Origin of the sequence: Candidatus Pelagibacter sp. HIMB1521 (assembly GCF_052047875.1) — a bacterium.
GTDB lineage: Bacteria > Pseudomonadota > Alphaproteobacteria > Pelagibacterales > Pelagibacteraceae > Pelagibacter.
This window is the reverse complement of sequence record NZ_JBNAIZ010000006.1, coordinates 66,052-90,297: the sequence shown is the minus strand read 5'-3', so window position 1 is coordinate 90,297 and position 24,246 is coordinate 66,052. Positions and strand designations below refer to the sequence as shown.

The 24,246-nt window shown below is 29.8% G+C and carries 25 protein-coding genes; 17 read left to right on the top strand and 8 right to left on the bottom strand.

The window, feature by feature from the left end:
• Window positions 1-13 precede the first annotated feature (13 nt).
• Genes ACTTA5_RS03470 through ACTTA5_RS03435 form a run of 8 tightly spaced genes read left to right on the top strand, consistent with a single transcriptional unit; the run spans window position 14 to window position 9,418 of the window.
• Window positions 14-2,407 (top strand): efflux RND transporter permease subunit, encoded by a 2,394-nt coding sequence (locus tag ACTTA5_RS03470; protein ID WP_440647952.1) that lies wholly within the window; start codon window positions 14-16, stop codon window positions 2,405-2,407.
• Window positions 2,407-2,952: a CvpA family protein gene (locus ACTTA5_RS03465; protein WP_262589562.1), complete on the top strand. Its 546-nt coding sequence runs from the start codon at window positions 2,407-2,409 to the stop codon at window positions 2,950-2,952. The genes ACTTA5_RS03470 and ACTTA5_RS03465 overlap by 1 nt, the downstream gene beginning before the upstream one ends.
• Entirely contained in the window at window positions 2,906-4,387 is a 1,482-nt protein-coding gene (purF, locus tag ACTTA5_RS03460; protein ID WP_440647950.1) for an amidophosphoribosyltransferase, read from the top strand. The genes ACTTA5_RS03465 and purF overlap by 47 nt, the downstream gene beginning before the upstream one ends.
• A gap of 3 nt (window positions 4,388-4,390) precedes the next feature.
• The gene (locus tag ACTTA5_RS03455; RefSeq protein ID WP_440647948.1) at window positions 4,391-4,948 is read left to right on the top strand and encodes an HD domain-containing protein; all 558 of its coding nucleotides are present in this window, start codon (window positions 4,391-4,393) and stop codon (window positions 4,946-4,948) included.
• Window positions 4,949-4,977: 29 nt separating this feature from the next.
• Window positions 4,978-6,273, top strand: a complete 1,296-nt coding sequence (locus tag ACTTA5_RS03450) for a glutamate--cysteine ligase (protein ID WP_440647946.1) — start codon at window positions 4,978-4,980, stop codon at window positions 6,271-6,273.
• Entirely contained in the window at window positions 6,263-7,186 is a 924-nt protein-coding gene (gene gshB / locus ACTTA5_RS03445; protein WP_440647944.1) for a glutathione synthase, read from the top strand. Before ACTTA5_RS03450 ends, gshB begins: the two co-directional genes overlap by 11 nt.
• Complete coding sequence (locus ACTTA5_RS03440) at window positions 7,183-8,058, top strand: DMT family transporter (protein WP_440647942.1); 876 nt, start codon at window positions 7,183-7,185, stop codon at window positions 8,056-8,058. The genes gshB and ACTTA5_RS03440 overlap by 4 nt, the downstream gene beginning before the upstream one ends.
• 31 nt (window positions 8,059-8,089) lie before the next feature.
• On the top strand, window positions 8,090-9,418 hold the full coding sequence (locus ACTTA5_RS03435) for an MFS transporter (RefSeq protein ID WP_440647940.1): 1,329 nt from the start codon (window positions 8,090-8,092) through the stop codon (window positions 9,416-9,418).
• Here ACTTA5_RS03435 and ACTTA5_RS03430 read toward each other — a convergent pair.
• Window positions 9,415-10,188 carry an MOSC domain-containing protein gene (locus ACTTA5_RS03430; protein ID WP_440647938.1) on the bottom strand — a complete coding sequence of 258 codons (774 nt, stop codon included), beginning with the start codon at window positions 10,186-10,188 and terminating at the stop codon, window positions 9,415-9,417. The genes ACTTA5_RS03435 and ACTTA5_RS03430 overlap by 4 nt on opposite strands.
• Window positions 10,189-10,199: 11 nt before the next feature.
• Between ACTTA5_RS03430 and ACTTA5_RS03425 the strand changes: the two genes are divergently transcribed.
• The 6 genes from ACTTA5_RS03425 to ACTTA5_RS03400 all read left to right on the top strand — a co-directional run bounded on the left by ACTTA5_RS03425 (window position 10,200) and on the right by ACTTA5_RS03400 (window position 16,407).
• Window positions 10,200-11,024: a phytanoyl-CoA dioxygenase family protein gene (locus ACTTA5_RS03425; protein ID WP_440647936.1), complete on the top strand. Its 825-nt coding sequence runs from the start codon at window positions 10,200-10,202 to the stop codon at window positions 11,022-11,024.
• Window positions 11,025-11,028: 4 nt separating this feature from the next.
• A complete protein-coding gene (locus ACTTA5_RS03420) occupies window positions 11,029-11,709 on the top strand; it encodes a formylglycine-generating enzyme family protein (protein ID WP_440647934.1) in 681 nt (226 codons plus the stop codon).
• 70 nt (window positions 11,710-11,779) lie between these two features.
• Window positions 11,780-13,489 (top strand): glycosyltransferase family 9 protein, encoded by a 1,710-nt coding sequence (locus tag ACTTA5_RS03415; RefSeq protein WP_440647932.1) that lies wholly within the window; start codon window positions 11,780-11,782, stop codon window positions 13,487-13,489.
• A gap of 7 nt (window positions 13,490-13,496) precedes the next feature.
• Window positions 13,497-14,507, top strand: coding sequence for a Gfo/Idh/MocA family protein (locus tag ACTTA5_RS03410; protein ID WP_440647930.1), 1,011 nt, complete (start codon window positions 13,497-13,499; stop codon window positions 14,505-14,507).
• Complete coding sequence (locus ACTTA5_RS03405; RefSeq protein WP_440647928.1) at window positions 14,504-15,583, top strand: Gfo/Idh/MocA family protein; 1,080 nt, start codon at window positions 14,504-14,506, stop codon at window positions 15,581-15,583. Before ACTTA5_RS03410 ends, ACTTA5_RS03405 begins: the two co-directional genes overlap by 4 nt.
• Window positions 15,580-16,407 (top strand): phytanoyl-CoA dioxygenase family protein, encoded by an 828-nt coding sequence (locus ACTTA5_RS03400; protein ID WP_440647926.1) that lies wholly within the window; start codon window positions 15,580-15,582, stop codon window positions 16,405-16,407. Before ACTTA5_RS03405 ends, ACTTA5_RS03400 begins: the two co-directional genes overlap by 4 nt.
• On the opposite strand, the gene ACTTA5_RS03395 is transcribed toward ACTTA5_RS03400, so the two are convergent.
• A complete protein-coding gene (locus tag ACTTA5_RS03395) occupies window positions 16,400-16,870 on the bottom strand; it encodes a GFA family protein (RefSeq protein WP_440647924.1) in 471 nt (156 codons plus the stop codon). The two genes, ACTTA5_RS03400 and ACTTA5_RS03395, sit on opposite strands and share 8 nt — an antisense overlap.
• A gap of 29 nt (window positions 16,871-16,899) precedes the next feature.
• Here ACTTA5_RS03395 and ACTTA5_RS03390 point away from each other — a divergent pair, with 29 nt between their 5' ends.
• Complete coding sequence (locus ACTTA5_RS03390) at window positions 16,900-17,127, top strand: hypothetical protein (protein WP_440647922.1); 228 nt, start codon at window positions 16,900-16,902, stop codon at window positions 17,125-17,127.
• Here ACTTA5_RS03390 and ACTTA5_RS03385 read toward each other — a convergent pair.
• From ACTTA5_RS03385 to mobA, 6 genes are read right to left on the bottom strand one after another with little or no spacing between them, the layout of a single operon-like run.
• Window positions 17,120-18,169 carry a threonine aldolase family protein gene (locus ACTTA5_RS03385; RefSeq protein ID WP_440647920.1) on the bottom strand — a complete coding sequence of 350 codons (1,050 nt, stop codon included), beginning with the start codon at window positions 18,167-18,169 and terminating at the stop codon, window positions 17,120-17,122. The genes ACTTA5_RS03390 and ACTTA5_RS03385 overlap by 8 nt on opposite strands.
• A gap of 2 nt (window positions 18,170-18,171) precedes the next feature.
• A complete protein-coding gene (locus tag ACTTA5_RS03380) occupies window positions 18,172-19,287 on the bottom strand; it encodes a serine/threonine protein kinase (protein ID WP_440614666.1) in 1,116 nt (371 codons plus the stop codon).
• A 5-nt stretch (window positions 19,288-19,292) separates the two neighbouring features.
• Window positions 19,293-20,510, bottom strand: coding sequence for an aminopeptidase P family protein (locus ACTTA5_RS03375; RefSeq protein ID WP_440647918.1), 1,218 nt, complete (start codon window positions 20,508-20,510; stop codon window positions 19,293-19,295).
• Between the two features lie 6 nt (window positions 20,511-20,516).
• A complete protein-coding gene (locus ACTTA5_RS03370; RefSeq protein WP_440647916.1) occupies window positions 20,517-21,422 on the bottom strand; it encodes a DMT family transporter in 906 nt (301 codons plus the stop codon).
• A gap of 49 nt (window positions 21,423-21,471) precedes the next feature.
• The gene (locus ACTTA5_RS03365; RefSeq protein ID WP_440647914.1) at window positions 21,472-22,725 is read right to left on the bottom strand and encodes a molybdopterin molybdotransferase MoeA; all 1,254 of its coding nucleotides are present in this window, start codon (window positions 22,723-22,725) and stop codon (window positions 21,472-21,474) included.
• A complete protein-coding gene (mobA, locus tag ACTTA5_RS03360; RefSeq protein WP_440647912.1) occupies window positions 22,718-23,344 on the bottom strand; it encodes a molybdenum cofactor guanylyltransferase in 627 nt (208 codons plus the stop codon). The genes ACTTA5_RS03365 and mobA overlap by 8 nt, the downstream gene beginning before the upstream one ends.
• A gap of 24 nt (window positions 23,345-23,368) precedes the next feature.
• On the opposite strand from mobA, the gene ACTTA5_RS03355 reads away from it, so the two are divergent.
• Complete coding sequence (locus ACTTA5_RS03355) at window positions 23,369-23,767, top strand: iron-sulfur cluster assembly scaffold protein (protein WP_440647910.1); 399 nt, start codon at window positions 23,369-23,371, stop codon at window positions 23,765-23,767.
• On the top strand, window positions 23,768-24,244 hold the full coding sequence (locus ACTTA5_RS03350; protein WP_262589592.1) for an HPP family protein: 477 nt from the start codon (window positions 23,768-23,770) through the stop codon (window positions 24,242-24,244).
• Window positions 24,245-24,246: the final 2 nt, after the last annotated feature.

The following is a 24,246-nucleotide window of genomic DNA, read 5'->3' as shown; positions in this document are numbered from 1 at the left end:
TATAAAAGAGCTAATGTTAGCTCAAATGTATCAAAACTTAGTTTTAAAGAACCCAAAGGCAATATTTGCATTGCTCCTGATTTCTATTCTAAGTTTTGGGTATTATTCTAAAGACTTTAGGCTAGATGCTTCATCAGAAACATTGTTAATTGATGGAGATCCAGATCTCGCATACTTGCAAGAAATTACAGAAAGATATGGGTCTAAGGAATTTTTAGTTCTCACTTACACTCCTAATGAAGGTATGGTTACAGATTCTTCAATAAATAATCTACTGAGTATAAAATACAAAATTCAAAGTTTAGATTGGGTTCATAGTGTTATTACACTTTTAGATATACCGCTTTTAAATAATTCAGATGCACCGCTGCAGGAAAGATTAGAAAGCTTTAAAACTTTAAAAGATGAAGAAGTAGATAGAGAAAGAGGATTTGGTGAAATTTTAAACAGTCCTGTATTTAGAAATTTTGTAATTAGTGAAGATGGTAAGACAAGTGGGATCATTGTTAACATAAAACAAAATAAAAAATTAGAAAATATAGAAAATAAATCTAGAGAAGAAATTGAAAATTATAAAGATCAAATCAAAAAACAAAATCATCAAAACATTTTAGAGATAAGACAAGTAATTCAAAGTTATGGCGATGTTGGAAAAATTTACTTAGGTGGAATTCCAATGATCGCAGATGATATGATGACTTTTATTAAAAGTGATATCATTGTGTTTGGTATTGGAGTTTTATTATTTATTATAGCAACTCTTTGGTTTGTATTTAGAAATCTAATTTGGATTATTGTTCCTATTAGTAGCTGTTTTTTCTCTGTAATTATTATGATGGGTCTACTTGGATTGCTTGGATGGAAAGTAACTGTTATTTCATCAAACTTTATTGCTTTGATGCTTATTCTTACAATGGCGATGAACATTCATATGAGCACCAGGTTTCTTCAGCTGAAAAAAAATTTTCCAACAAAAAGTAATTTTGAAATCATTTCCTTAACAACGAGTAAAATGTTTTGGCCTATATTGTATACAGTTTTAACAACAATTTTAGCTTTCTTATCTTTAATATTTAGTGAAATTAAACCCATTATAGATTTTGGTTGGATGATGACTTTTGGTTTAATTACATCATTTATAATTACTTTTACTTTACTACCTACTCTTTTAAGTTTTACTACAACTGGAAATGTATCTTTAAAAAAAGAACAAGATTCTAAAATTACATCAATACTTGGTTCAATTTCTTTAAATAACAAATTTACAATTTTTTCTGCAACGGGAATTATTATTGTCTTAAGTGTGGTCGGGATTAGCAAACTTGAGGTTGAGAATAGTTTTATAAATTATTTTGACAAAAACACTGAAATTTACAAAGGAATGAAATTAATTGATGAAGAGCTAGGTGGAACAACCCCCCTAGAAGTTATTTTAAAATTTCCTAAAAAAGAAGAAAAGAAATCAGAAGAAGATGATGAGTTTGAAGATTGGGGAGACGAAGAAGACACAAATGATGAAAAATATTGGTTTACTAAAGATAAAATAGATAGAATTGCATCTGTTCATAATTATTTAGATAGTCTTCCACAAGTTGGTAAAGTTTTATCTTTTTCATCAATTATTGATGTCGCAACACAACTAAATAATAATAATCCACTTGGTACTTTAGAGATGGGTGTATTATATTCAAAAATACCTGAAAGTATTAAAACAGAAATAATTGATCCGTATTTATCAATAGAAAATAACGAAGCTCGAATAAGTCTTAGAATAATAGATTCACAAGAAAATTTGAGAAGAAATGACTTAATCAATAAAATTAATTTTGATCTAGAAAATGAATTAGGATTAGAAAAAGATGATTACAAGTTAGCAGGGGTATTAATATTATTTAATAATTTACTCCAAAGCTTGTTTAAGTCACAAATTTTGACACTTGGTTTGGTTATGATTGGTATTTTCTCAATGTTTATTATTTTATTTAGAAATATTAAACTTTCATTAATTGGTGTTGTGCCAAATTTCATAGCTGCATTCTTTATTTTGGGAATTATTGGATTATTAGGAATTCCATTGGATATGATGACTATTACAATTGCTGCAATTACAATCGGAATTGCTGTTGATAACAGTATTCACTATATCTACAGATTCAAGGAAGAATTTAGCAAACTAAAAGATTACAACAGCACATTAAAAACCTGTCACTCAACAGTTGGGGTTGCAATTTTAAATACTTCAATCACAATTGTATTTGGTTTTTCAATTTTAGTATTGTCTAAATTTATACCAACAATCTATTTTGGAATGTTTACAGGTCTAGCGATGTTACTTGCAATGATATCGGTTTTAACTTTGCTGCCAGCATTGATATTGGTGGTTAAACCTTTTGGTAAAGATGCTTAATGGTAGATGCTCTTAAAGATTTTTTTGAAGCGTCCTCTATTATTGATTTAATCTATATCGCAATAACAATATGGTCTTTAATTAGTTGTTATAGAAAAGGGTTTGTCTTAAGCATCCTTTCAATGGCAAAATGGCTCCTGGCCTACGTTATTACTCTAATTTTATTTCCACGTATAAAACCTTATGTAAAAGATATAATTGATAACGAGTATGTTCTTGATGTTGGACTTGGAATTGCAATATTCATAGTTGTTATCTTTTTGGTATTATTAGTTAACAAAGGTATCAGTAAAGCAATAAAATATACTGGTATCGGTGGCTTAGATACTACCTTCGGATTCTTTTTTGGGTTTGTAAAAGCATATATTGTATGTGTATCAATTTTTTCTGGAGTACATATTGTTTATAACTACGATAAATGGCCGATTAATTTAGATAAATCATACGTCTTTCCATATTTGAAAAAAGGTAGTAGTTATCTTGTTGAAGAATTTCCTAATGAAAAAACATATCAAGAATCTAAAGAAAAAATTGAAGATATTTGATCCAAAACTAAAAGAAGAATGTGGAGTATTTGGCATAAGCAATGCAAAAGATGCATCTGCTTTAACTGCTTTAGGTTTGCACGCACTGCAGCATAGAGGTCAAGAAGGCTGTGGAATTGTTACTTTTGATGGGGAAAAATATTATTCAGAAAAAAGATTTGGCTTAGTTGGTGATAATTTTAATAAAGAAAAAGTTTTAAAAAACCTTAAAGGTAATTATGCTATTGGACATAATCGATATAGTACTACTGGCAACAATATTTTAAGAAATATCCAGCCTTTTTTTGCAGATACTAATGCAGGTGGAATTGGGGTATCGCATAACGGAAACTTAACAAATTCAATATCTTTAAGAAACAAGCTCGTAGAAGAAGGCGCAATATTTTACACTACCTCTGATACTGAAACCATAGTTCAGTTAATTGCAAAATCTAAAAGATCAAAAACAATTGATAAAGTGATTGATGCTATATTCCAAATTCAAGGTGGGTATGCATTGGTAATGATGACACAAAAATCTTTGATAGGTGTAAGAGATCCATATGGAATTAGACCTTTGATGATTGGAAAATTAGGAAACAGCTATGTACTAGCTTCTGAAACTTGTGCATTAGATATCATTGGTGCAAAATTTATTAGAGAAGTAGAAAATGGTGAAATAGTGCTAATTGAAAATGACGAACTAACTAGCATCAAACCCTTCCCTCCGAAAAAAGTAAGACCATGTGTCTTTGAGTATATTTATTTTTCAAGACCAGATAGCTTACTTGATAACAAAACAGCTTATGAACACAGAAAAAATTTAGGAAAAGAGCTTGCAAAAGAGAATGATGTTGAAGCAGATATAGTTGTACCTGTGCCAGATTCTGGTAATGCAGCGGCCCTTGGTTTTGCACAACACTTAAAAATGAATTTTGAACATGGTCTAATTAGAAACCACTATGTTGGTAGAACCTTTATTGAACCAAGTCAGCAGATTAGAAGTTTGGGTGTAAAATTAAAATTAAATGCAAACCAAAGCACAATTAAAGATAAAAAAATTATTTTAATTGATGACTCGCTTGTTAGAGGAACTACATCTTATAAGATTGTTAAAATGCTATATGATGCAGGTGCAAAAGAAGTTCATGTTAGAATTGCTTGTCCTGAGATCAAATATCCAGATTTTTATGGTGTAGATACCCCAACTAAAAAAGAGTTATTAGCAGCAAATAAAACAAATGATGAAATCTGTGAATATATTGGAGCAAAATCACTTAAATTTTTATCTATTGATGGATTATATAGAGCAATTGGTTTTGACAAAAGAAATGAGGCTTATCCTCAATTAACAGATCATTATTTTACTGGTGATTACCCAGTCAAACCTGTTGATGAATTGGGTGATAATAAAATAACTCAACTTTCTTTATTAAGTACAGCATCTAATAATTAAAATATGAAAACAGTAAATTTTACTGAAATGAAAAATGGAACCAAGGATGAGTATTTGTTACTTGATGAGTATGAACAAAAATATATTGATGGCACTGCTGATCGAATATTAAAATTTATGAGTGGATTAAATTCTACTTTAGAGGGATACAAAATAACTAGACTTGAACACTCTCTGCAAACAGCAACAAGAGCTTTTAAAGATAATGCAGATGAGGAAATGGTGGTTGCAGCCTTACTACATGATATTGGAGATGAGTTAGCTCCTGTTAATCATTCAGAATATGCAGCTTCAGTTTTAAAACCCTACGTTTCAGAAAAAACACATTGGATCATTCAAAAGCATGGCGAGTTTCAAATGTATTATTACGCGCATCATCTTGGAAAGAATCAAAATCAAAGAGATAAATATAAAGATCATAAATATTTTGACGATGCTGTAGAGTTTTGTGAAAAATGGGACCAGGCATCTTTTGATCCAGACTATAAAAGTATGAAATTAGAGGAATTTGCGCCAATGGTGAGAAAAATATTCTCAAGAAAGCCCTATTCTTTACTTTAAATTAAATTAAAATCCACTATCTAAAGCGCATGATTAACAATAAAGAGAAAATTATTGAATATTTTAAATCTGGAATCAAAGAAGATAAAGATTTTAGAATTGGCATCGAACATGAAAAATTCTTGTTCAATACTAAAGACAACAAAAGAATTGATTACCCAAAAGTAAAAGAAATGTTTACAGCCTTAACTGAGTTTGGCTGGAACCCTGTTTATGAAAAAGAAAATATTATTGGTCTAAATAAAGGTGGTAAAAATATTACACTAGAACCTGGTAACCAAATTGAATTATCAGGTGATAAGTTAAACCATATGCATGAGGCATGTGCAGAGTCTCAAGATTATTTATTTGAATTAAAACAAGTTACTAAAAAATTAGATATCAAAATAGTTAGTGCAGGTTTTGATCCTATTTCAAAATTAGAGGATATTCCAAACAATCCTAAGCAACGTTATGAGTTAATGACAAAAGACATGCCACTAGGTGGAGAGCTTAGTTTAGATATGATGTATCGAACGTGTGGAACACAATTAAATATTGATTATAATTCAGAAGAAGATTTTATTAAAAAATTTAAACTAGCTAATTCTATTGTTCCTATTTCAATTGCACTATTTGCAAACTCATCAATAGTTGAAAAAAAGAACAGTAATTATTTATCTTACAGATCTAAAGTATGGCAAAGCACTTCAAGAGGAGGTTTGCCTAAATTATTTTTTGAAAGTTTAGATTTTGAAAAATATGCAGAATTTGTCATGAGCTTTCCAATTTTATTCATTCAACATAATGATCAGTATATTTCTGGAAGAAAATATACATTTAAAGATTTTATGGATGGAAAAATTGAAGAAATAGGAAATAGACTTCCAACTGAAGCTGATCTTACAACCCACTTAAGCACAATCTTCACTGAAAATAGACTGAAGAAATATATTGAGCTTAGATCAATGGATACCTGTGGTTGGGATTGCCTATGTGCTGGACCAGCTTTCAATATTGGTATGTTGTATGGAAATTTAGATGAAGCATACGACTTAGTCTCTTCATGGGAAACAGATAAAATAATCAATGCTTATTTAGAAGCTCCACAAAAAGGATTTAATACTCAATTAATGGGTAAAGACTTATTGTATTGGACTTCTGCTCTTTTGAACATTTCTAGAAAAGGATTAGAAAAAAGAGATATCATTAGTAAAAAAGGAAATAACGAAACTATCTTCTTAAATCATTTGCAAAATGTAGTTGATAATAAGACTACAAATGCAGATCATATGATTAGTAAATTTTCGAAAGATGAAAATTTAGAAGAATTATATGACAAATAAAATAGTAGCTGTTCAAGGCAACCACCCCTCTTCCTTAAACCCTATAACTGATACTAGTGTTTTTTTAGCTAACGAAATTCAACACAAATATAAGATTTTTTATTACGATCCAAAAAATCTATCAATAATTAACAAAAAAGTTTTAGCTAAAGGCTTCTTCATAAAGTTTAATTATCAAAACAAGAAATTTTATAAAATCATTAAAGAACAAACTTTAGAACTTGCAAAATGTAAGTTTATTTTAATCCGTCAAGACCCACCATTTAATTTAGAATATATTTCAACGACTTACATTTTAGATTTTATTAAAAATAAAGTTAAAATTATCAATAACCCAACATCAATAAGAAATATTTCTGAAAAGTTATATTCAACAAAATATTTAAAATATATGCCTGATACACTTTTTTCTCAGGATATAAATGAAATCAAAAATTTTATTAAAAAGCATAAGAAGGTAATTATCAAACCTATTCATAGTTATAGTGGCAATGATATTCACTTATTAAATAAATTTAATTCAAAACTTATTAATAAATTTATTAAAAAGCATGATCATATTATGTGTCAAAAGTTTTTACCTAAAATTAATAAAGGAGACAAAAGAGTTTTTATAATTAATGGAAAAGTCTGTGGTGCAATTTCTAGAATTCCTAAAAAAGGATCTTATTTAAGTAATATGAGCAAAGGAGCCAAACCGATTAATATCAATTTAACTAAGCAAGAAAATAAAATTTCAAAATTAATTGCTAAAGACTTGAAAAAAGAAAATATATATTTTGCAGGGATTGATTTTATAGATCAAAAATTAAATGGAGATATCAATGTTACTTCTCCTACAGGACTTAAAACTTTTTTTGATTTATCAAGAATAAATTTAGCAAAAACTTTTTGGAAAGAATTAAAAGCATGAACAATTTAACTGATCAGCAAAAAGGTTCTTTAATGGCTTTTGTTGCAGTGATGTTTATCACTCCTGATAGTTTATTTATTAGACTTTCAAATGTAGATACTTGGGGATTAGTTTTTTATAGAGGCATCATTCCATTTGTAACTGTATTTGTTGGAATGTTGTTTATTTATAAATCAAGTTTTTTTAAATTACTTTATGGAAATTCAGTTTATGGTGTTGCTTATATTATTACGTTTTCCATAACCAACATTACATTTGTACTATCAATTCAAAATACGAATGTTGCAAACACGCTTGTTATGATTGCACTTGCACCAATGTTGTCAGCTATTTTTGGTGCAATATTTTTAAAAGAAAAACCAGATCGAAATACTTTGATTGCTATAGCAATTACGTTTTTAAGTGTTCTTTATATATTTTACGACTCTGTGAAATTAGGAAATATTTTTGGTGATATTTTAGGTTTTATTACTGCATGCGGTCTTGCAGCAGGAGCAACAATCATCAGAGCTGGAAAAAGTCTAAACTTGGTTCCTTCAGCTGTGGTTGGTAAACTGGTCGTTGCATTAGTCGCTTTATTCTTTATTGATACGTTTGAGCTAAAAGACAATGATATTTATATCATTCCAGCGATGTGTATCCTTTGTGTGGCCATTCCTTTTGTGTTGGTAACACTAGCTCCAAGATACATAACAGGAGCTGAAGTAAATCTATTCTTTCTAATGGAAACAGTTTTGGGACCTATTTGGGTGTGGATGGTTGTTAAAGAACAACCTTCAATGGAGACAATTCAAGGAGGAATGGTGATCATTTTAACTATCGCTATTCACTCATTCCTAGCCATAAAAAAAACACAAACCAAAACTACTTAGCCCGCAATTTATTGATACTTAAAATTTAGAAATGCAAAAAGAAGTAAAAAAATCCTGGGCCCTCTTTATAGGTATTGGAACCATGATGATAGCTCATGGGTTACAAATGCAGATAATGGGTATTAGATCTGTACTTGAGGACTTTAGTGTTTTTACTACAGGGGTCTTCATGTCAGGATATTATATCGGCTACTTTGTTGGTTCTAGAACAACTCCAAATTTTGTATCTAAAGTTGGCCACATCAGAGTGTTTGCAGCTTTTGCATCCCTTGCATCACTTAGTGCATTGCTTGCGGTAGTTTATGTAAATCCATTTATGTGGACAGTAAGTAGATTTATAACAGGTATCAGTTTAGTTAGTTGTTATGTTGTCACTGAAAGTTGGTTAAACGACAGAGCAACTAATAAGAATAGAGGACAATTACTATCTGCTTACATGATGGTAATTTATTTTGGTCTTGCAGTTGGAATGCTGTTACTTAACTTAAGTGAACCAAAAGCCTATGAACCTTTTATTTTGGTATCTGTGCTTTTATCTTTAGCGCTTGTTCCAATTTTATTAACAAAAAGACCAGCTCCAAAATTTAAAAAAATTGAAACAATTAGTATTAAAGAACTTTATGAAATCTCTCCTCTTGGAACTTTTAGTTCTTTTTTCACTGGAGTAATTCATGCAGCATTTTTTTCATTAATTTCGGTTTATGCAACTCTTGCTAAACTCAGTCTGTTTGAAACTTCAATTTTATTATTTATTGCAACGATTGCAGGTGTATTTGGTCAAGGACCAATTGGATATTTTTCAGATCAATACGATAGAAGAAGAGTAATTGTTGTAACTACATTTGGAAGTTCTGCTTTAGCACTATTGTCAATTTTAACTTCTAATGATCCTATACAAAACATTTATTATATGGATGAACTTGCATTTAAAAAAATAGTTTTCTTTATTGCGGTTGGTCTTTATTCAAGTTTATGCCTTCCATTATTTTCTTTAAATCTTGCACACACTAATGACTTTGTACCAAAATCTAAATTCGTAGCTGCTGGAGGGGGACTTCAATTAATTTTTGGTGTTGGTGCTATTAGTGGACCAATTTTATGTTCATTGTTTATGGAATGGTTTGGATTAAATGGATTTTTTGTATTTTTAATTATAGTTCATGCTTTAATTGGTGCATTTGGTTTGTACAGAATGAGAATAAGAGAAACCGTGGACAATCCAGATTCTACATTTACACCTGTACCTGCAACCATTACACCTGCAGGATTAGAATTAGACCCAGATACGCCCGAAACATTAGATAATACTGCTACAAACGAAACAAAAAACGTTTTTGAAGAACCTAGTTCAACAAATTAAATTATAATTTTATCCTCAATAGATACCTCTCCATCCCCCAAAGGAATTAAATAAACTCCAAGATCCATGTGATCATAAAATTCTTTAAGTTTCTGAGGAAGGTTAAAAGTTATATCACTTGATTTAGGTTTCAAATTGGTTGCTGAGCATCTTGGAATATGATCGTCAACTTTAAAGGGTGCTCCATTGATATTGATGGTTTTACCTATCCAATTTCTCTCTTCCCAAGCATCTAAACCACTTACATAGAGGTTTCCTCTAAACCTTTGATACTCTACTTCTTCGCCCATATTTTTTTCAAAGTCTTTAATACTATTGTGATTTATCAAAGATATTGAGTTCATTATCTCTCCTCCACTATTTGTATCAAAAAAAGGATTTTGGTTATTCTTTAATAGAAATACTGGTCCTTTAACTTGGTCATCTAAATTTAATACTTCTTGTTCTATTAAACTTACTTCTTCAGGATTATTAGGATTGATTGAAAATAATTTTTTTTGATCATTAAATAATTCTAGATTTCCTTCATTAAATTCAAATGAATATTTGTTAAGTATAGGTGTATTTTTTAAAGTAAGAAAGTTGATCAATTTTCTCTCACCAGGCTCCTGCTCCATCTTTTGAGCCTTTCCACTATCTAATAATCTTGAGAATGCAAACAACCGATCATTAATAATTCCAATATTTTTTTTAATCTCGCATTTATTAATTTTTTGAAACGAAATTGATTTTACTGGTGAAAAATAAATAGAGGATATGCTAATATTCATCCCAAAAGCATATGGCTAATTTAAATTCAAATCAACTTAAAGAATACCAAGATCAAGGTTACTTAGCTCCAATTGATATTTTATCAAAACAAGAAGCTAAAGAAGCAAGAGATGAAATTGAATTAATCGAAAAAGAAATGCCTGATGAAATTGATAAATCAGAAAGATACAATGCTCATTTAATTTCACCAAAACTAGATGCGATAGTTCATAATTCAAAACTATTAGATGCTGTAGAAAGTATTATTGGAAAAAATATTTTAGTATGCGGAACAACTTTGTTTATAAAAAATCCTAATCAACAAGGTTTCGTAAGTTATCATCAAGATGCAAAATATATTGGATTAGAACCTCATAATTGGGTTACTGCTTGGGTAGCTTTAACAGATTCAAATGAGGAAAATGGTTGTATGAAAATGTGGCCTAAATCACATATAGAAATAAAAGATCATGATGAAAAATTTAATGAAGGAAATTTATTAACAAGAGGTCAAACAGTTAATGATGTTCCAGATGATGAAGTTAAATCTGTTGAACTTGTTGCAGGGCAAATGTCATTACATCATCCAAGAATAGTTCATGGTTCAGGAATAAACAAAAGTAATAACAGAAGAATTGGATTTGTGATCCAAAGTTATATTGGCACTAATGTTAAACAAGTATTAGGTAAAAATAGTGTTCAATTAGCAAGAGGAGTTGATGAATTTCATTACCATGAGATAATTCAAAGACCAAAATCATTGATGAACAAAGAGGATTTGTTGATTAAAAAAAAAGAAAATCAAAATCTTCAAGATATTTTTTACAAAGGTTCAGATAAAAAAGGAAACTTCTAATTAAATGAAGAAATTAATTATTTTGAGTTTATTTTTGTTTTCAAAAACATTTGCATTTGAAAATACCAAAATTGATTTTAGAAACTTTTCTTTAAATAAATATGAAATCACCATTCAAGAATTTAAAAATTATGCCAAAAAAAATAATTTAATCACAGAAGCAGAAAAAACAGGTGGTGGATATGAATGGGGTGCTGGTTGGGAAAAAAGAGCTGGCTGGACATATAAAACCCCGTACGGTGAAAATCCTGATAGTGAATTAGAACCAGCAGTACATGTTAGTAGATACGAAGCTGAGGATTACTGTAAATCAATAGATGGTAGACTGCCATCTTTTGATGAATGGTCTTACGCTGCATACAAGCAAGTATTTAATTCTTCAGAGTTTGAAAAAGGCAAAGTCTATAAATATCCAAGTGGGGATGAAGCTAAAAATATGAACTCTCAAGGACTACTAAATTATGACAAGCATATAGATGTAACTAAACTACCAGAAGGAATTAATGGTTTAGTTGCAATGGGAGGAAATGTTTGGGAATGGATAGATGATCAAAAAAATGATAATTCATTAACAGCTGGTGCATCATGGTGGTATGGAGGTTCTAAAACTTCTAAAAGTGGAGCACAATACAAACCATCTAATTTCTATGCAATTTATGTTGGTTTTAGATGTGCCTTCGACTAATATTTTAAAATCCAAAATTATTTAATGAGAATATTTTTTAGTACATCGTTTATCTTCAAATATAAAAATAATGATGTCAGATTTAGATAAGATAATTGAAAATATAAATAATAAAGATCTAGATAAAGCTTTAGAACTTTGCAAATTATGTGAGAACGACAATAACGTTCATATTATACATAATTTGAAAGGCGTAATTTATCACTTGCAAAATAATTTAGATATGGCTGAAACCTCCTTTCTAAAATCTTTTAAATTAAATCAAAATTATTTAGATCCATTAAAAAATCTTTACATAATTCATAACAAAACAAAAAAAGTTGAAGAAATGATTAATGTTGGAAAAAAGTTGGTTGAAAAAAATCAACTTGATTCTTCTTTTAATTATAAGCTTGCTTTTGCTTTTGATTTAAAAAGAAAATTTTCTGAAGCACTAAAGTATTACAAAAAGTGTATTGAATTAGATGGCAAAGAAAAAAATTTTGCTTTTAACAATATAGGTTCTATTTACTTAAAACAAAATAAACCAAAAAGTTCTCTAAATTATTTTTTAAAGGCTCTAAATTTAGGACAAAATGATAAGATAATTATTAACAATATTTTATCTAATTATTTAAAACTAAAAGATAAAAAAAATTCTGATTTATTTTATTTGAAAGCAGAAAAATTTGATGAGGATTATATTGAGTTTAAATATAATAAAGCAGAATATTTTTTATCAAACAATCAAATCAATGAAGCTATAAAAATTTTAGAAAAAAACAAACATAACCTAAAATTTTTAATAAAATTAATAAAGTTGAATTTTATTATAGGTAAGAATGAAGAGGGCAAAATTTTATTAGAAAATCACAAAGAAAAAATTGAAAAAAATACAGAATCTTTTGCGTTTTTAGGTATGAGAAAATTATTTGATGGAGATTTTGAAAATGGATGGAAGTATTATGAATACAGGTCCTCAAATAATTTAAATATTTTAGAAAACATAAAAGAATGGAAAGGAGAAGATTTAAAAAGTAAACATATTTTGGTTTATTGTGAACAAGGGCTAGGAGATACTATTCAATTTTCTAGATATATTTTTCCTCTTTTAAAAATATCTAAAAAAGTAACACTAGTGGTACAAAAGAAAATTCAAAATATTTTTAAAAATAATTTTTCTAACCTGGAAATTCAAGATAAAGATACAATACATGATAAAATTTTTGATTACAAAATTGCCCTTGGTTCAATTTTAAAATTTTTTTACAAAGAAAAATTAAATAAAAATGATACTTTAATTGATCTCAGTAAAGAAATAACAAACAAATGGGATAATAAATTTGATACAAATAAATTAAATGTTGGTATTGCTTGGTCTGGGTCAATTATAGGACCAAACGAACCATATAGATCTGTACCACTTGAGTCATTAGCAAAACTGTTTACGTTAGATATTAATTTTTTTTGTTTACAAAATGAAATTTGGGAAAGAGATTTAAATTATTTTAAATCATTAAAAATAGAAGATTTCGGAAAATATAATTTTAAAGAATTGTTGTCGATAATACCAAAGCTCGATTTAGTTATTTCATCAGACACTTCTTTACTACATTTGTCAGCTTCACTAAATAAGGAAACTTGGGGTATTATTAGCTCATACCCTGACTGGAGATGGGGTAAATTTAATAAAATTAACCCTTACGAGTCTCTTAAATTATTTCATCAAAAAAATTTTAATAATTGGAATGAAGTTACAAATGAAATTTATAAAAATTTAAAAAATAAATTGAAAATTTAATTTATTAATGAAAAAAAATATAAAATTAGGAATTGTAGGTATTGATCACGGTCATATCTTTGACATGTTGGATGAAATGTTAAAAGAAGGATGCACTTGTGAATTCTTTTGGACAGAAGGTGATCCATTAACCTTAAAGGAATTTAATTCAAAATATCCAAACATTAAAAGAAAAGAAAATAAGGAAGAAATATTAAATGATCCATCAATTGATATGATTTTAATATCTTCAGTTCCAAAAGATAGGGCTGATAATTCAATAGAGGCTTTAAAAGCTGGAAAAGATGTAATGGTCGATAAACCAGGTTGCACTACTTTAGATCAATTAAATGAACTTAAACAAACAGTAAAAAAAACTGGAAAAATTTGGTCAGTTAATTTTTCAGAAAGATTTCATGTTGCAGCTGTTGCTAAGGCTGAAGAATTAGTTAACGAAGGAAAAATTGGTAAAGTAAAGCAAACAATTGGAACTGGTCCACATAGACAAGGAAACTATGAAAGACCTGATTGGTTTTATGATCGAGAAAGTTATGGTGGAATAATTACTGATATAGGCTCACATCAAATTCATCAGTTTTTAGTGTTTACAAATTCAAATGAAGCAAAAATTAATCATGCACTTGTAGAAAATACTACCAAAAAGGAAAAGCCTGGTTTCCAAGATTTTGGAGAAGTTAATCTAACTGGTAATGGTGGACATGGTTATATTAGATTAGATTGGTTTACTCCAGATGCACTTCCGACATGGGGAGATGGAAGATTATTAATCCTTGGGGATAAAGGCTATATTGAAATAAGAAAATATACAGATTTAGCAAAATCAGAAAAAGGTAATCATTTATATTTAGCTAATGATGAAGAAGTTAAATACATCGATTGCTCTGATGTTAAGCTTCCCTACTTTAGAAATTTAATTAATGATGTAATCAACAGAACTGAAACTGCTTGCTCACAGGAATTAACTTATCTTTCAATGGAACTTGCAATAAAAGCACAATTAAAAGCTGAAGCAAAATGAAGAAATATCAAGTAGCAATTATTGGAACAAACATAGGTGCTAAGCACTATGAAGATTTTCAAAAAGTAAAAGAAAGATTTAACGTTCATACTTTATGTGGACTTACAAGAGAAGCAATTGATAACATTTTATCAAATGACACCGAAACAAAAGTATCACTCAACTTTGATGAAGTATTAAAAGTAAAAGAAATAGATATTATTGATATATGTCTTCCACCCCACTTACATTTTTCAGCTTGTAAAAAAGCTATGGAAGCTGGAAAGCATGTAATTTGTGAAAAACCATTAGTATCAAGTCTTAAAGAAGTAGATGAATTAGAAAAGATCAGTAAAGAAACAGATAAAATTATTTTTCCAGTTTTCCAATATCGGTATGGTCTAGGATTTTCAAAATTAAAAGCACTAATAAAATCTGGTTTAGCAGGAAAACCATTGGTTGCTTCTTTAGAAACTCATTGGAATAGAGGAAAAGAATATTATTCAAAACCATGGAGAGGAACTTGGGAAGGTGAACAAGGTGGAGCTATATTAAGTCATTCGATACATATTCATGATTTGGTAAGTATGATCTTAGGTCCTGTTTCAAATGTATTTGCTAAATTATCAACTAGAGTAAATGATATTGAAGTTGAAGATTGTGCAGCTTTATCAATTGAAATGGAAAATGGAACTTTAGTTACAAGCTCAATTACACTTGGAGCAGCAAATGATACCAGTAGACTTCGTTTTTGTTTTGATGGATTAACGGCTGAATCTGGTGCATCTCCAGACAAACCATACAGTCCAGCGGATGATGAGTGGCATTTCTTACCAAGATCACCAGTTAATCAAGCTCAAATAGATGAAGTATTGGCAAAAGTAGAAGAGCCACAATCTTGGTATGCAGGTATGTTTGATGAAATTGCAAACAAATTAGATGGATCTACTAGTGATGAGGTAACCTTGTCAGATGCTAGAAAATCTTTAGAATTTGTTACCGCTGTCTACGAGTCTTCAAGACAAAATAAAAATATTAAACTTCCTATAGATAAAGACAATCCACTTTATCATTCATGGTTACCAAATAAATCATGATAAACTTTGAGCTTGATGAGAGTTTAATTGAAGAGTTTAATAATAATGGTTTTCTGATTTTAGATAATTTTTTAGATTTAAATTATATTGAAGATCTTAGAAATAAATTTGAGCCTTTATTTAAAGGTAATTTTGAAACAGGTATTGAGCCAGATGAATGGAACTGGAAATTTGGTAAAGATCCTGAAGATGTAACTCGTCAAATCTGTAATGCTTGGAAGGCAGATCATTTAATAAAAAAAGTAGTTTGTCATAAAATAATTGGTGAAGTTTGCTCTAGTTTAATGAACTGGCAAGGTGCAAGATTAGTTCAGGATAATGTTTTATGGAAACCACCAGGAGGAAAAACATTAGGCTTTCATCAAGACGCTGCTTATGATGATTGGCTTATTCCTCAAACAATGATGACCTGTTGGATGTCATTAGATGATACCTCAAAAGATACTGGAACTTTAGAGTATATAATAGGCTCTCATAAATGGGGGCTTCAACCTCCTAAAGGAGAATTTCACTCACCAGAAGACTATAAAAAAGAATTAAATATTTTTGCTGAAAAAAATAATAAACAAATAGAAGTTGCTTATGTAGAGGTGCCAGCTGGTGGAGTTTCATTTCATCATGGATTTACCTGGCATGGATCAGGAATAAATACTTCAAGTAACAATCGACGAGCAATCGTTTCTCATTGTGTTCCAAGTAATGCAAAGTTTCATCCAACAAATGAAGGTGGAACAGCTAAAACTTATAAAAAATATAAAAAAGAAAATAGTGATTTATTAGATGAGGAATTTTTTCCTCTTTTGTGGGAAAATAATTCTATTTAGATCCATCAAACCTATCTTCATCCTTTTTAGTTGGATTATAAGTAGGTGATGTCTCAAATTGTTCTTCACATTTAATATCAATATAAGGCGCTTTTGATCTTGTAAAAATCTCACCTGATACGCCAAACCAAAAACTTGGTGGATCAAATGTTGCAGCAGCAATAGCTGTTAAACCTTTTAAAGCAGGTGCTGATATGGTCCAATAAACACTGGTTCCACATTTTTTACAAAAATTTGTTTCAAAAGTATTTCCACTTTCAGTTACAAATTTGTATTGATTATAATTTTGAGAATGGTGTTTTACGTTTTCTTCTTTAAACCAAGCACCAACACCAAAAGGGCTTCCTGATCTTAGTTGGCAATATCTACAGTGACAAACTCTAGCTCTTTCTGGATTACCAGTTGTTTCGTATCTGTTTTCTCCACAAGTGCAGCCACCTTGATGAATTTCTTTATCTGACATAATTAAAGACTATAATATTTTAAAATAATATGAACAAAGAAAACGCAAGTAAACTTTGGAAAATTATTCAGGAAGCTGGCGATTATTTGGTGGGACAATTACCTGACCATCCCAATCATCCAAAAGGAAGAAACCCCTATGCTCATGTTGCCATTTGTGTGAAAAGTAAATTCAATGCAAGTTACAAGGATATTCCTGATGAACAATTTGATGAAGTGCTAAAGTATATTGAGTTTTTAAAAGAAAATCCTAACTAGCTTTAATTATATTTAACAATTCATCAACATCACTATCTTTGGTGTTCCAAGCAGCAACTAATCTCACAGCTTTACCATCCAATTCTTCTTCATTCATTTTGTAACCTTCGGAATTAAGATGTTCTATTTTTTCTATTGGAAATTTTGCAAAGACTTCATTTGCTTCTGTAGGATACGCAATTTCAATATCATTATGTTTACTTAAGCCATCACTTAACTTTTTACCCATTGCATTTGCATGCTTTGCATTTCTTAACCAAACATCATTTGAAATATAGGCATCAAGTTGAGCAGAGACAAAACGCATTTTAGATAACAAGTGCCCTGCTCTTTTCATTAAAAAAGCAATGTCTCCTACTAATTCTTTCTTAAAAAATATAATTGCTTCAGCTGCTAAACATCCGTTTTTTGTTGCACCAAATGACAATACATCAACCCCTGACTTCCAAGTCATTTCTGCAGGAGTTACATCTAAAGATACCAATGCATTTGCAAATCTAGCACCATCCATATGTAAATTTAGATTATGTTTGTGAGTTATCTCTGCAATTTTTTTGATTTCATCTAATTGATAAACTTCGCCTGTTTCACATACTTGAGTAATACTAACTGATGAAGGTTGGGTGTGATGTACAATTCCTTTTCCACCTATCGATTGGTGTAATTCCTCTGCAGTTATTTTTCCCATTATTCCAGTTAAAGGAATTAATTTTCCACCCCCTGTATAAAATTCAGGCGCACCACATTCATCAGTATTAATGTGAGACATCTTATGGCAATAAATATTTCCATATGATGGTGTCATAGTTGATAAAGCTAAGGCATTGGCAGCTGTTCCTGAAGCAGTTGGAAAAACAATTACCTCTTTTTCAAATATTTCTGAAAACTTATCTTGTAACTCTGTTGATAAAGGATCATTTCCATAAGGAGTACTATCTCCTTCATTTGCTTTAATGATTGCTTCTAATACTTCAGGGCAAGCGCCTGCAACATTATCAGAAGCGAATTTAACTCGCTCTCTTTTTGTTTTTATTTTTGCCATTGTTATTGTTTTGGAAAATAATCTTTTAAAGTGCCTTCTCTATATACATCTGCTGTACAACAGTGAAGTCCTCCACCAAATGCATAAGCATCTCTAAGTTCTACTGGTACTACTTCCATTCCTAATTTATCTAATTGCTCAGCTTGATAAGTTTCACTTTTCTCAACACAAACTGTTTTAGGATCTAAAACTAAAACATTCATTGATAACCATGTTGAAGAATAACATAGTGGTGGCGGTTCGTTATGTGCTGGTTGAGCGCTATCAACTATTTCCCATCCATTATCTTCAAAAAGTTTTCTTTGTTCCTTAGGAAGTCTTCTTTGGGGATTGTTGATGATTAAACCTTCTTTTATTGGGGTAAAGGTTGCATCGATGTGAATAGGATATGGATCTCCTGGGAAATTTACTGCGTGAACTCTGTGATCTTTGTAATGTCTCTTTAGCCAATCAATTCCTTTTAAATTAGTTGTAAATCCATGTTGAACAACTAAATCTTTTCCAAATCTCAATACATCTGCTGCATCAAACAATGGCTCTTCTTCAGTAGTTACGAAATATTTTTTCTCAGTCCACTCTAATCTTTTTTGAACACCAATTTTATCTGATAAATAATCTTTTCTGTAATCTGCATCTGTTAGTCTTGGTTTTGGAGCAGACTCGTGTCTCATGTTAGGATCTTGATTGTAATAATCTTTAAGTAATGGTCGATAACATAAATATTCAAACCAACGACATCTGTAACTCATTGTTGCTTCTAAAATTTCATTACCTACAGTTAACAAAACATCTCTTGGAGGCATACAACCAAACATAGTTTCTGCTTCCCAATCAGGTGTGGATGTCTTTTGATTAAAATCAATTGGTGTTGGTCGGTCAACTTTAATGCCTCTTTTTTGAAGCATATTTGAAAAGTTATCTAATAATTCATTTGCTTTGTCGACAGTGTCTTTAGTTCGTGGACCAAACTGTCCTCGCATATCACTATCTTCAGGAACTTTTGCATCTAATGCTGGCTCTGGTGCTGGGATACAAGTACCATCCGCTCTTCCAACAATAACATGTTTTAACGGATCCCACTCATTCCAACTATTAACAATAGTTTTATTCTCACTCATAAAGATTAGTTTTTTATAATATTATGCTCAGGCCCGAAAGGAAATTTTGTAATATTTTCTGCTCCATCTTTACCAATCACTAAAATATCATGTTCTCTATATCCACCAGCACCAGGATTACCTTCTGGGATCATGATCATTGGCTCCATAGACACCACCATATTTTCCTCTAGAACAGTATCAATATCTTCTCTTAATTCTAACCCAGCTTCTCTTCCATAAAAGTGTGAAAGCATACCAAATGAATGACCATAGCCAAATGTTCGGTACTGAAGGTAACCAAGTTCAGCAAACAATTCATTGAGCTCATGACAAATGTCTGAACATTTAACACCTGGTTTAATCAATTCTAATCCTCGCTTATGAACTTTAACATTTGCTTCCCAAGCTTTAAGGGAAGCATCATCTGCATGGTCTAAAAACAAAGTTCTCTCCAATGCAGTGTAATATCCTGAGATCATTGGGAAAGTATTTAAAGATAAAATATCTCCTTTAACTAATTTTCTATTAGTCTTTGGATTGTGAGCTCCATCTGTATTGATACCAGATTGAAACCATACCCAGGTGTCCATGTACTCTGCACCTGGATAACTTTTAACAATCTCCCTTTCCATTCTATCCCTTGCTGCTATTGCTACTTCAATCTCCGTGTTATCTTCTCTAATATTTTTAGCTATTTCTTCACCACCAATGTCTGCAATCCTTGCGCCATTTCGAATGATCTCAATTTCTTCATAAGATTTAATCATTCTAAGTTTCATTAGATCTTTTGAAACATCACTAAACACAGAGAAAGTAAAAATAGATCCTATTTTTTCTCTCATATCTAAAGTGACATGATCATTTTCAATTCCAATATTTTTTGGAGGTTCATCTCTTCCAATAATTGATACAATTGCTCTTAAAAAATTATCTCTCTTCCAATCAGTATAAATAACGTTATCACAATGCGATCTACGCCATGGTTGGCTTGCATCAATATTAGCTGAAATTGTTGAAATTTTATCTTGAGTAATCACACATCCATATGGTCTTCCAAAAGAACAATAAATAAAACCTGTGTAATACGCAACGTTATGCATGGATGTTAAAATAATCATATCAAGACCATTTTTTTCCATCACTGATCTAAGTTTACTTACTCGATCGTTATACTCTTTATTTGTAAATGGTAATTTTACTTTTTCACCATTTTTAAGTTCAAAAAAATCTGGTCGTTCCATAATAATTTAATTTAATGCTATGTAGCGTTTATTCCATCTCATAATTAAACTGTAATAGAATAATGATACAAACAGAAAAAAACCTCCAATAATTGTATTAGTTGATGGTACTTCATTAATTCCTAAAATTGGTAACCAAACCCAAAATATTCCACCCACAACTTCTGTTAAAGATAACAATGTCAACTCAGCAGCTGGAATAGCTTTTGAACCAATTGAATATAAAATTAATCCTGAACAAACTAAAAATCCATGTAGTGAAAATAATGAACTATTATAGCTTGTAGCAAAGAATACTTGCCCAGTAGATAAAATCATAATTGATGCAAACACAAAACAAAAGAAACCAGCAAAAGCAACTGTTGTAAACTTAGGAGTTTCTTTTCTCCATCTTAATGAAACTGAAAATACGGAAAAACCTATCGATGATGTTAGCCCAAATACAAAACCAATTAAAGATTTCTCACCAGTATTACCAATTGCCATTATCAATATACCAGCTGAAGCAATTATAATTGATATCCAAACATTAAGTGAAATTCGTTCTCTAAGAAATAAAAATGCTAAAAGTGCAGTAAAGAAAGGCATTGCGGCCAAACAAAGTAAAGTAACAGCAGCACTGGTGTTTGTTATAGAATATATGAACGTAATCATTGCAACTCCAAGACCTGAGCCACCAACTATCCCTGATAATCCTATTTTATAATAATTTTTGTAGAAGTTTTTTCCCTCTTCAAAATATAAGTAGAGATTAAGTAGAATAAAAATAGTTAAACCTCTTCCAAATATATACTGCCAAGGAACAAGATTGGGACTATCCATATATCTTACAACTAATGGTCCAAATGACCATAATATGCCAGCAAACAGTACAATTGGGACAGCAAGTTTTGGATTTCTTAACTCTAACATTTGTAGAAATCTAATTCTAAAAAGATTTTTCTACAACAAAAATACGTTTCTAAATCAAAGATTGATTAGAGTGGTTGGGGAAAAAACAATCTAAGATGTCCCCTTTTTTAAATTTTGATTTCCCTGCTGGTAACACAGACCAAATGTTTGATTTAACAAAAGATTTAACTCTAAAAGACTCTTGCCCATGTAAAATCTCAACTTCTATTTTTCCATTTTTAGTTGTGCTTAATTTGCTTTTTGCAAACCTTGTAAAATTCTGTTTTTTAGAAAAACTATTTTTTAAAGTCGCCCTTATAGCCTGCTCATCGCTTAACCCTAAAATGTTTTCCATAAAAGGGATAACAAAAAATCTAAAGCAGGCAGATGATGACATTGGATTTCCTGGAAGTCCAAAGATTGCTTTTTGTTTTCCTTTAATTTTAGCAAATAAAATTGGTTTTCCTGGTCGGATTGCTACACTTTTAAAATAATTGGATAATTTATAGGTTTTAACAACACTTGGAATATAGTCATATTTTCCAGCAGAAACAGCGCCTGATGTAATCAATATATCGGTATCACTACTTACAAGTTTTTTAATTTGAGATTTATAAATATTTTGATGGTTGTCTCTAAGTATTCCACCATTTTTAAAATTGAATAAAAAGTTTTCTTTAAGATTTTTGATATAATGACTATTAGAGTTTCTAACTTTCCAATTTGGTACATTGTCTTGATCGGTAATTTCATTTCCAGTTGAAAAAAATAAAATATTAATTTTCTTTTTAACTTTAATCTTTTTTATCCCCAAAGTTTTAAATGCTAAAATATGATTTGGTTGAATAATTTTGTTTTTTTTGACAACAACCTCACCTTTTTTAAAATCTGAACCTGCAAATCTTACATGATTAAACTTTTTAATCTTTTGATTAACTAAAATGTATTTTTTATTATTTTTATTTGGATAAAAAATAATTTGTTCTATTGGGATAATTGTATCAAAACCTTTTGGAATTATACCACCTGTCATTATTTCAACAGCATCATATTTTTTAATTTTTTTATTTAATGATTTTGTTCCTGCTGCAATGGATCCAATTATTCTAAATTGTTTTGGTGAATTTTTCTTAATTCCATTGGTATCTTTCGATTTAATTGCAAATCCATCAAATGCAGCATTATCTCCTGCTGGATAATTGATCTTTGAATAAATGTTATCTGAAATCACTCTATTAAGAGAGTTTTCACTCAATATAGTTTCATCTTTAATTTTAATTTTTGCTTTTTTTAAAATTTTTCTAGATTGATCGTAACTAATCATTTTTTAATAATTCTTTAGCTTGTTCTAAATCTTCTTTTGTATTGATATTAAAGAAAGGATCTTGATTTGGAAACTCCATATTAATTGTTTTAACTCCAATACTATTAGCCCACAATTCAACTTTTCTAGCTCCCTTTTCTAGATCATCCTCTAATTGATCTAATAAATTCATCGACCATAAACCAAAGATGTTATGCCTAGTATTGTTTGATTTTATAAAAAATAAACTACTTTCATTTTCATCAATTTGGCTAATGAATTGCTCTAAAATTTCTTTTTTAAAAAAAGGAGTATCTACTGGAAAAGTTGCTATCCATTGATAGTTTTTATTATGATCTTTGACCCATTTCATTGCTGATAAAACTCCACCTAAAGGGCCAAGATCTTTTTTAATATCTCCAATTAGTGAAATTTTATTTGAATTAGTAAACTTAATTGAATTATTAGATACTATTAATACTTCCTTAAATTCATCAATTATTTCTGCCAAAATGTAATCAATTAATATTTTATCAGCTAGCAATATCTGAGATTTGTCTTCACCAAACCTTTGTGACTTCCCGCCTGCTAGCACTGTTCCTAAAATATTGTTATGTTCCATGAATAAAATATAAAACATTCAAAGTTGAATTAAAGAAATTAAATGGATTTAAGAATTTTAGAAATCGCGTCTCACACAGAAAATAATAAAGTTTTAGAAAACTTTACTCACAAATCAAAAAATAAAAATCCAATTTGTGGAGATGAGATGGAAATAAGCTTAATTGTCAAAGATGAAGTTGTAAAAGATATGGGTTATCAGTGTAAATCTTGTATTTATTGCCAAGCATCTGTCAGCTTATTATCTAGAAAAATTAAGGATAAAAACTTAAAGGAAATAAAAGATTTTGTTACAGCTGGTGAAAAATTGTTTGAAGATGTTAAAGTAAGTCTAGAAAAACACTGGAAAGATTTTAAAGAAATTTTAGATAAAAAAAATCTTTCAAGGAAAGAATGTTTGCTTTTACCTTTAAGAACAATTGTTAAAGCATTAAAAATTTAAATGATCAAAATCACAAAACCATTATTACAAAAAGCATTGATTGCAGGTTTTTTTTCAACAATCACTATAGGGGTACTTACAGTATTAACTTACAAAAGTACTCTTGGATATTTTATTGCAGCATCATTTGGCTCATCCATGGTTTTATTATTTGGATTTCCTGAAAGTCCTTTTGCTCAACCAAAAAATGTTTTCTTTGGACATTTGTTGACTGCTTTAGTGGGGGTGTTATTTGTTAATTTTATTCCACTTCCAATTTATATGAGTATTGCATTTGCAGTAGGAATTGGAGTGTTCTTAATGATTTTATTAAATGTAGTTCATCCTCCTGCAGGAGGAAATCCAATAATTGTTATTATTGGGAGTGCTTCTTATGATTATTTAATCAATCCAATTATATTTGGATGTATCATAATTTTGTTACTCGCAATCATAATCAATAAATATTTATTGCAAAAAAACTATCCTTTAAAATAATT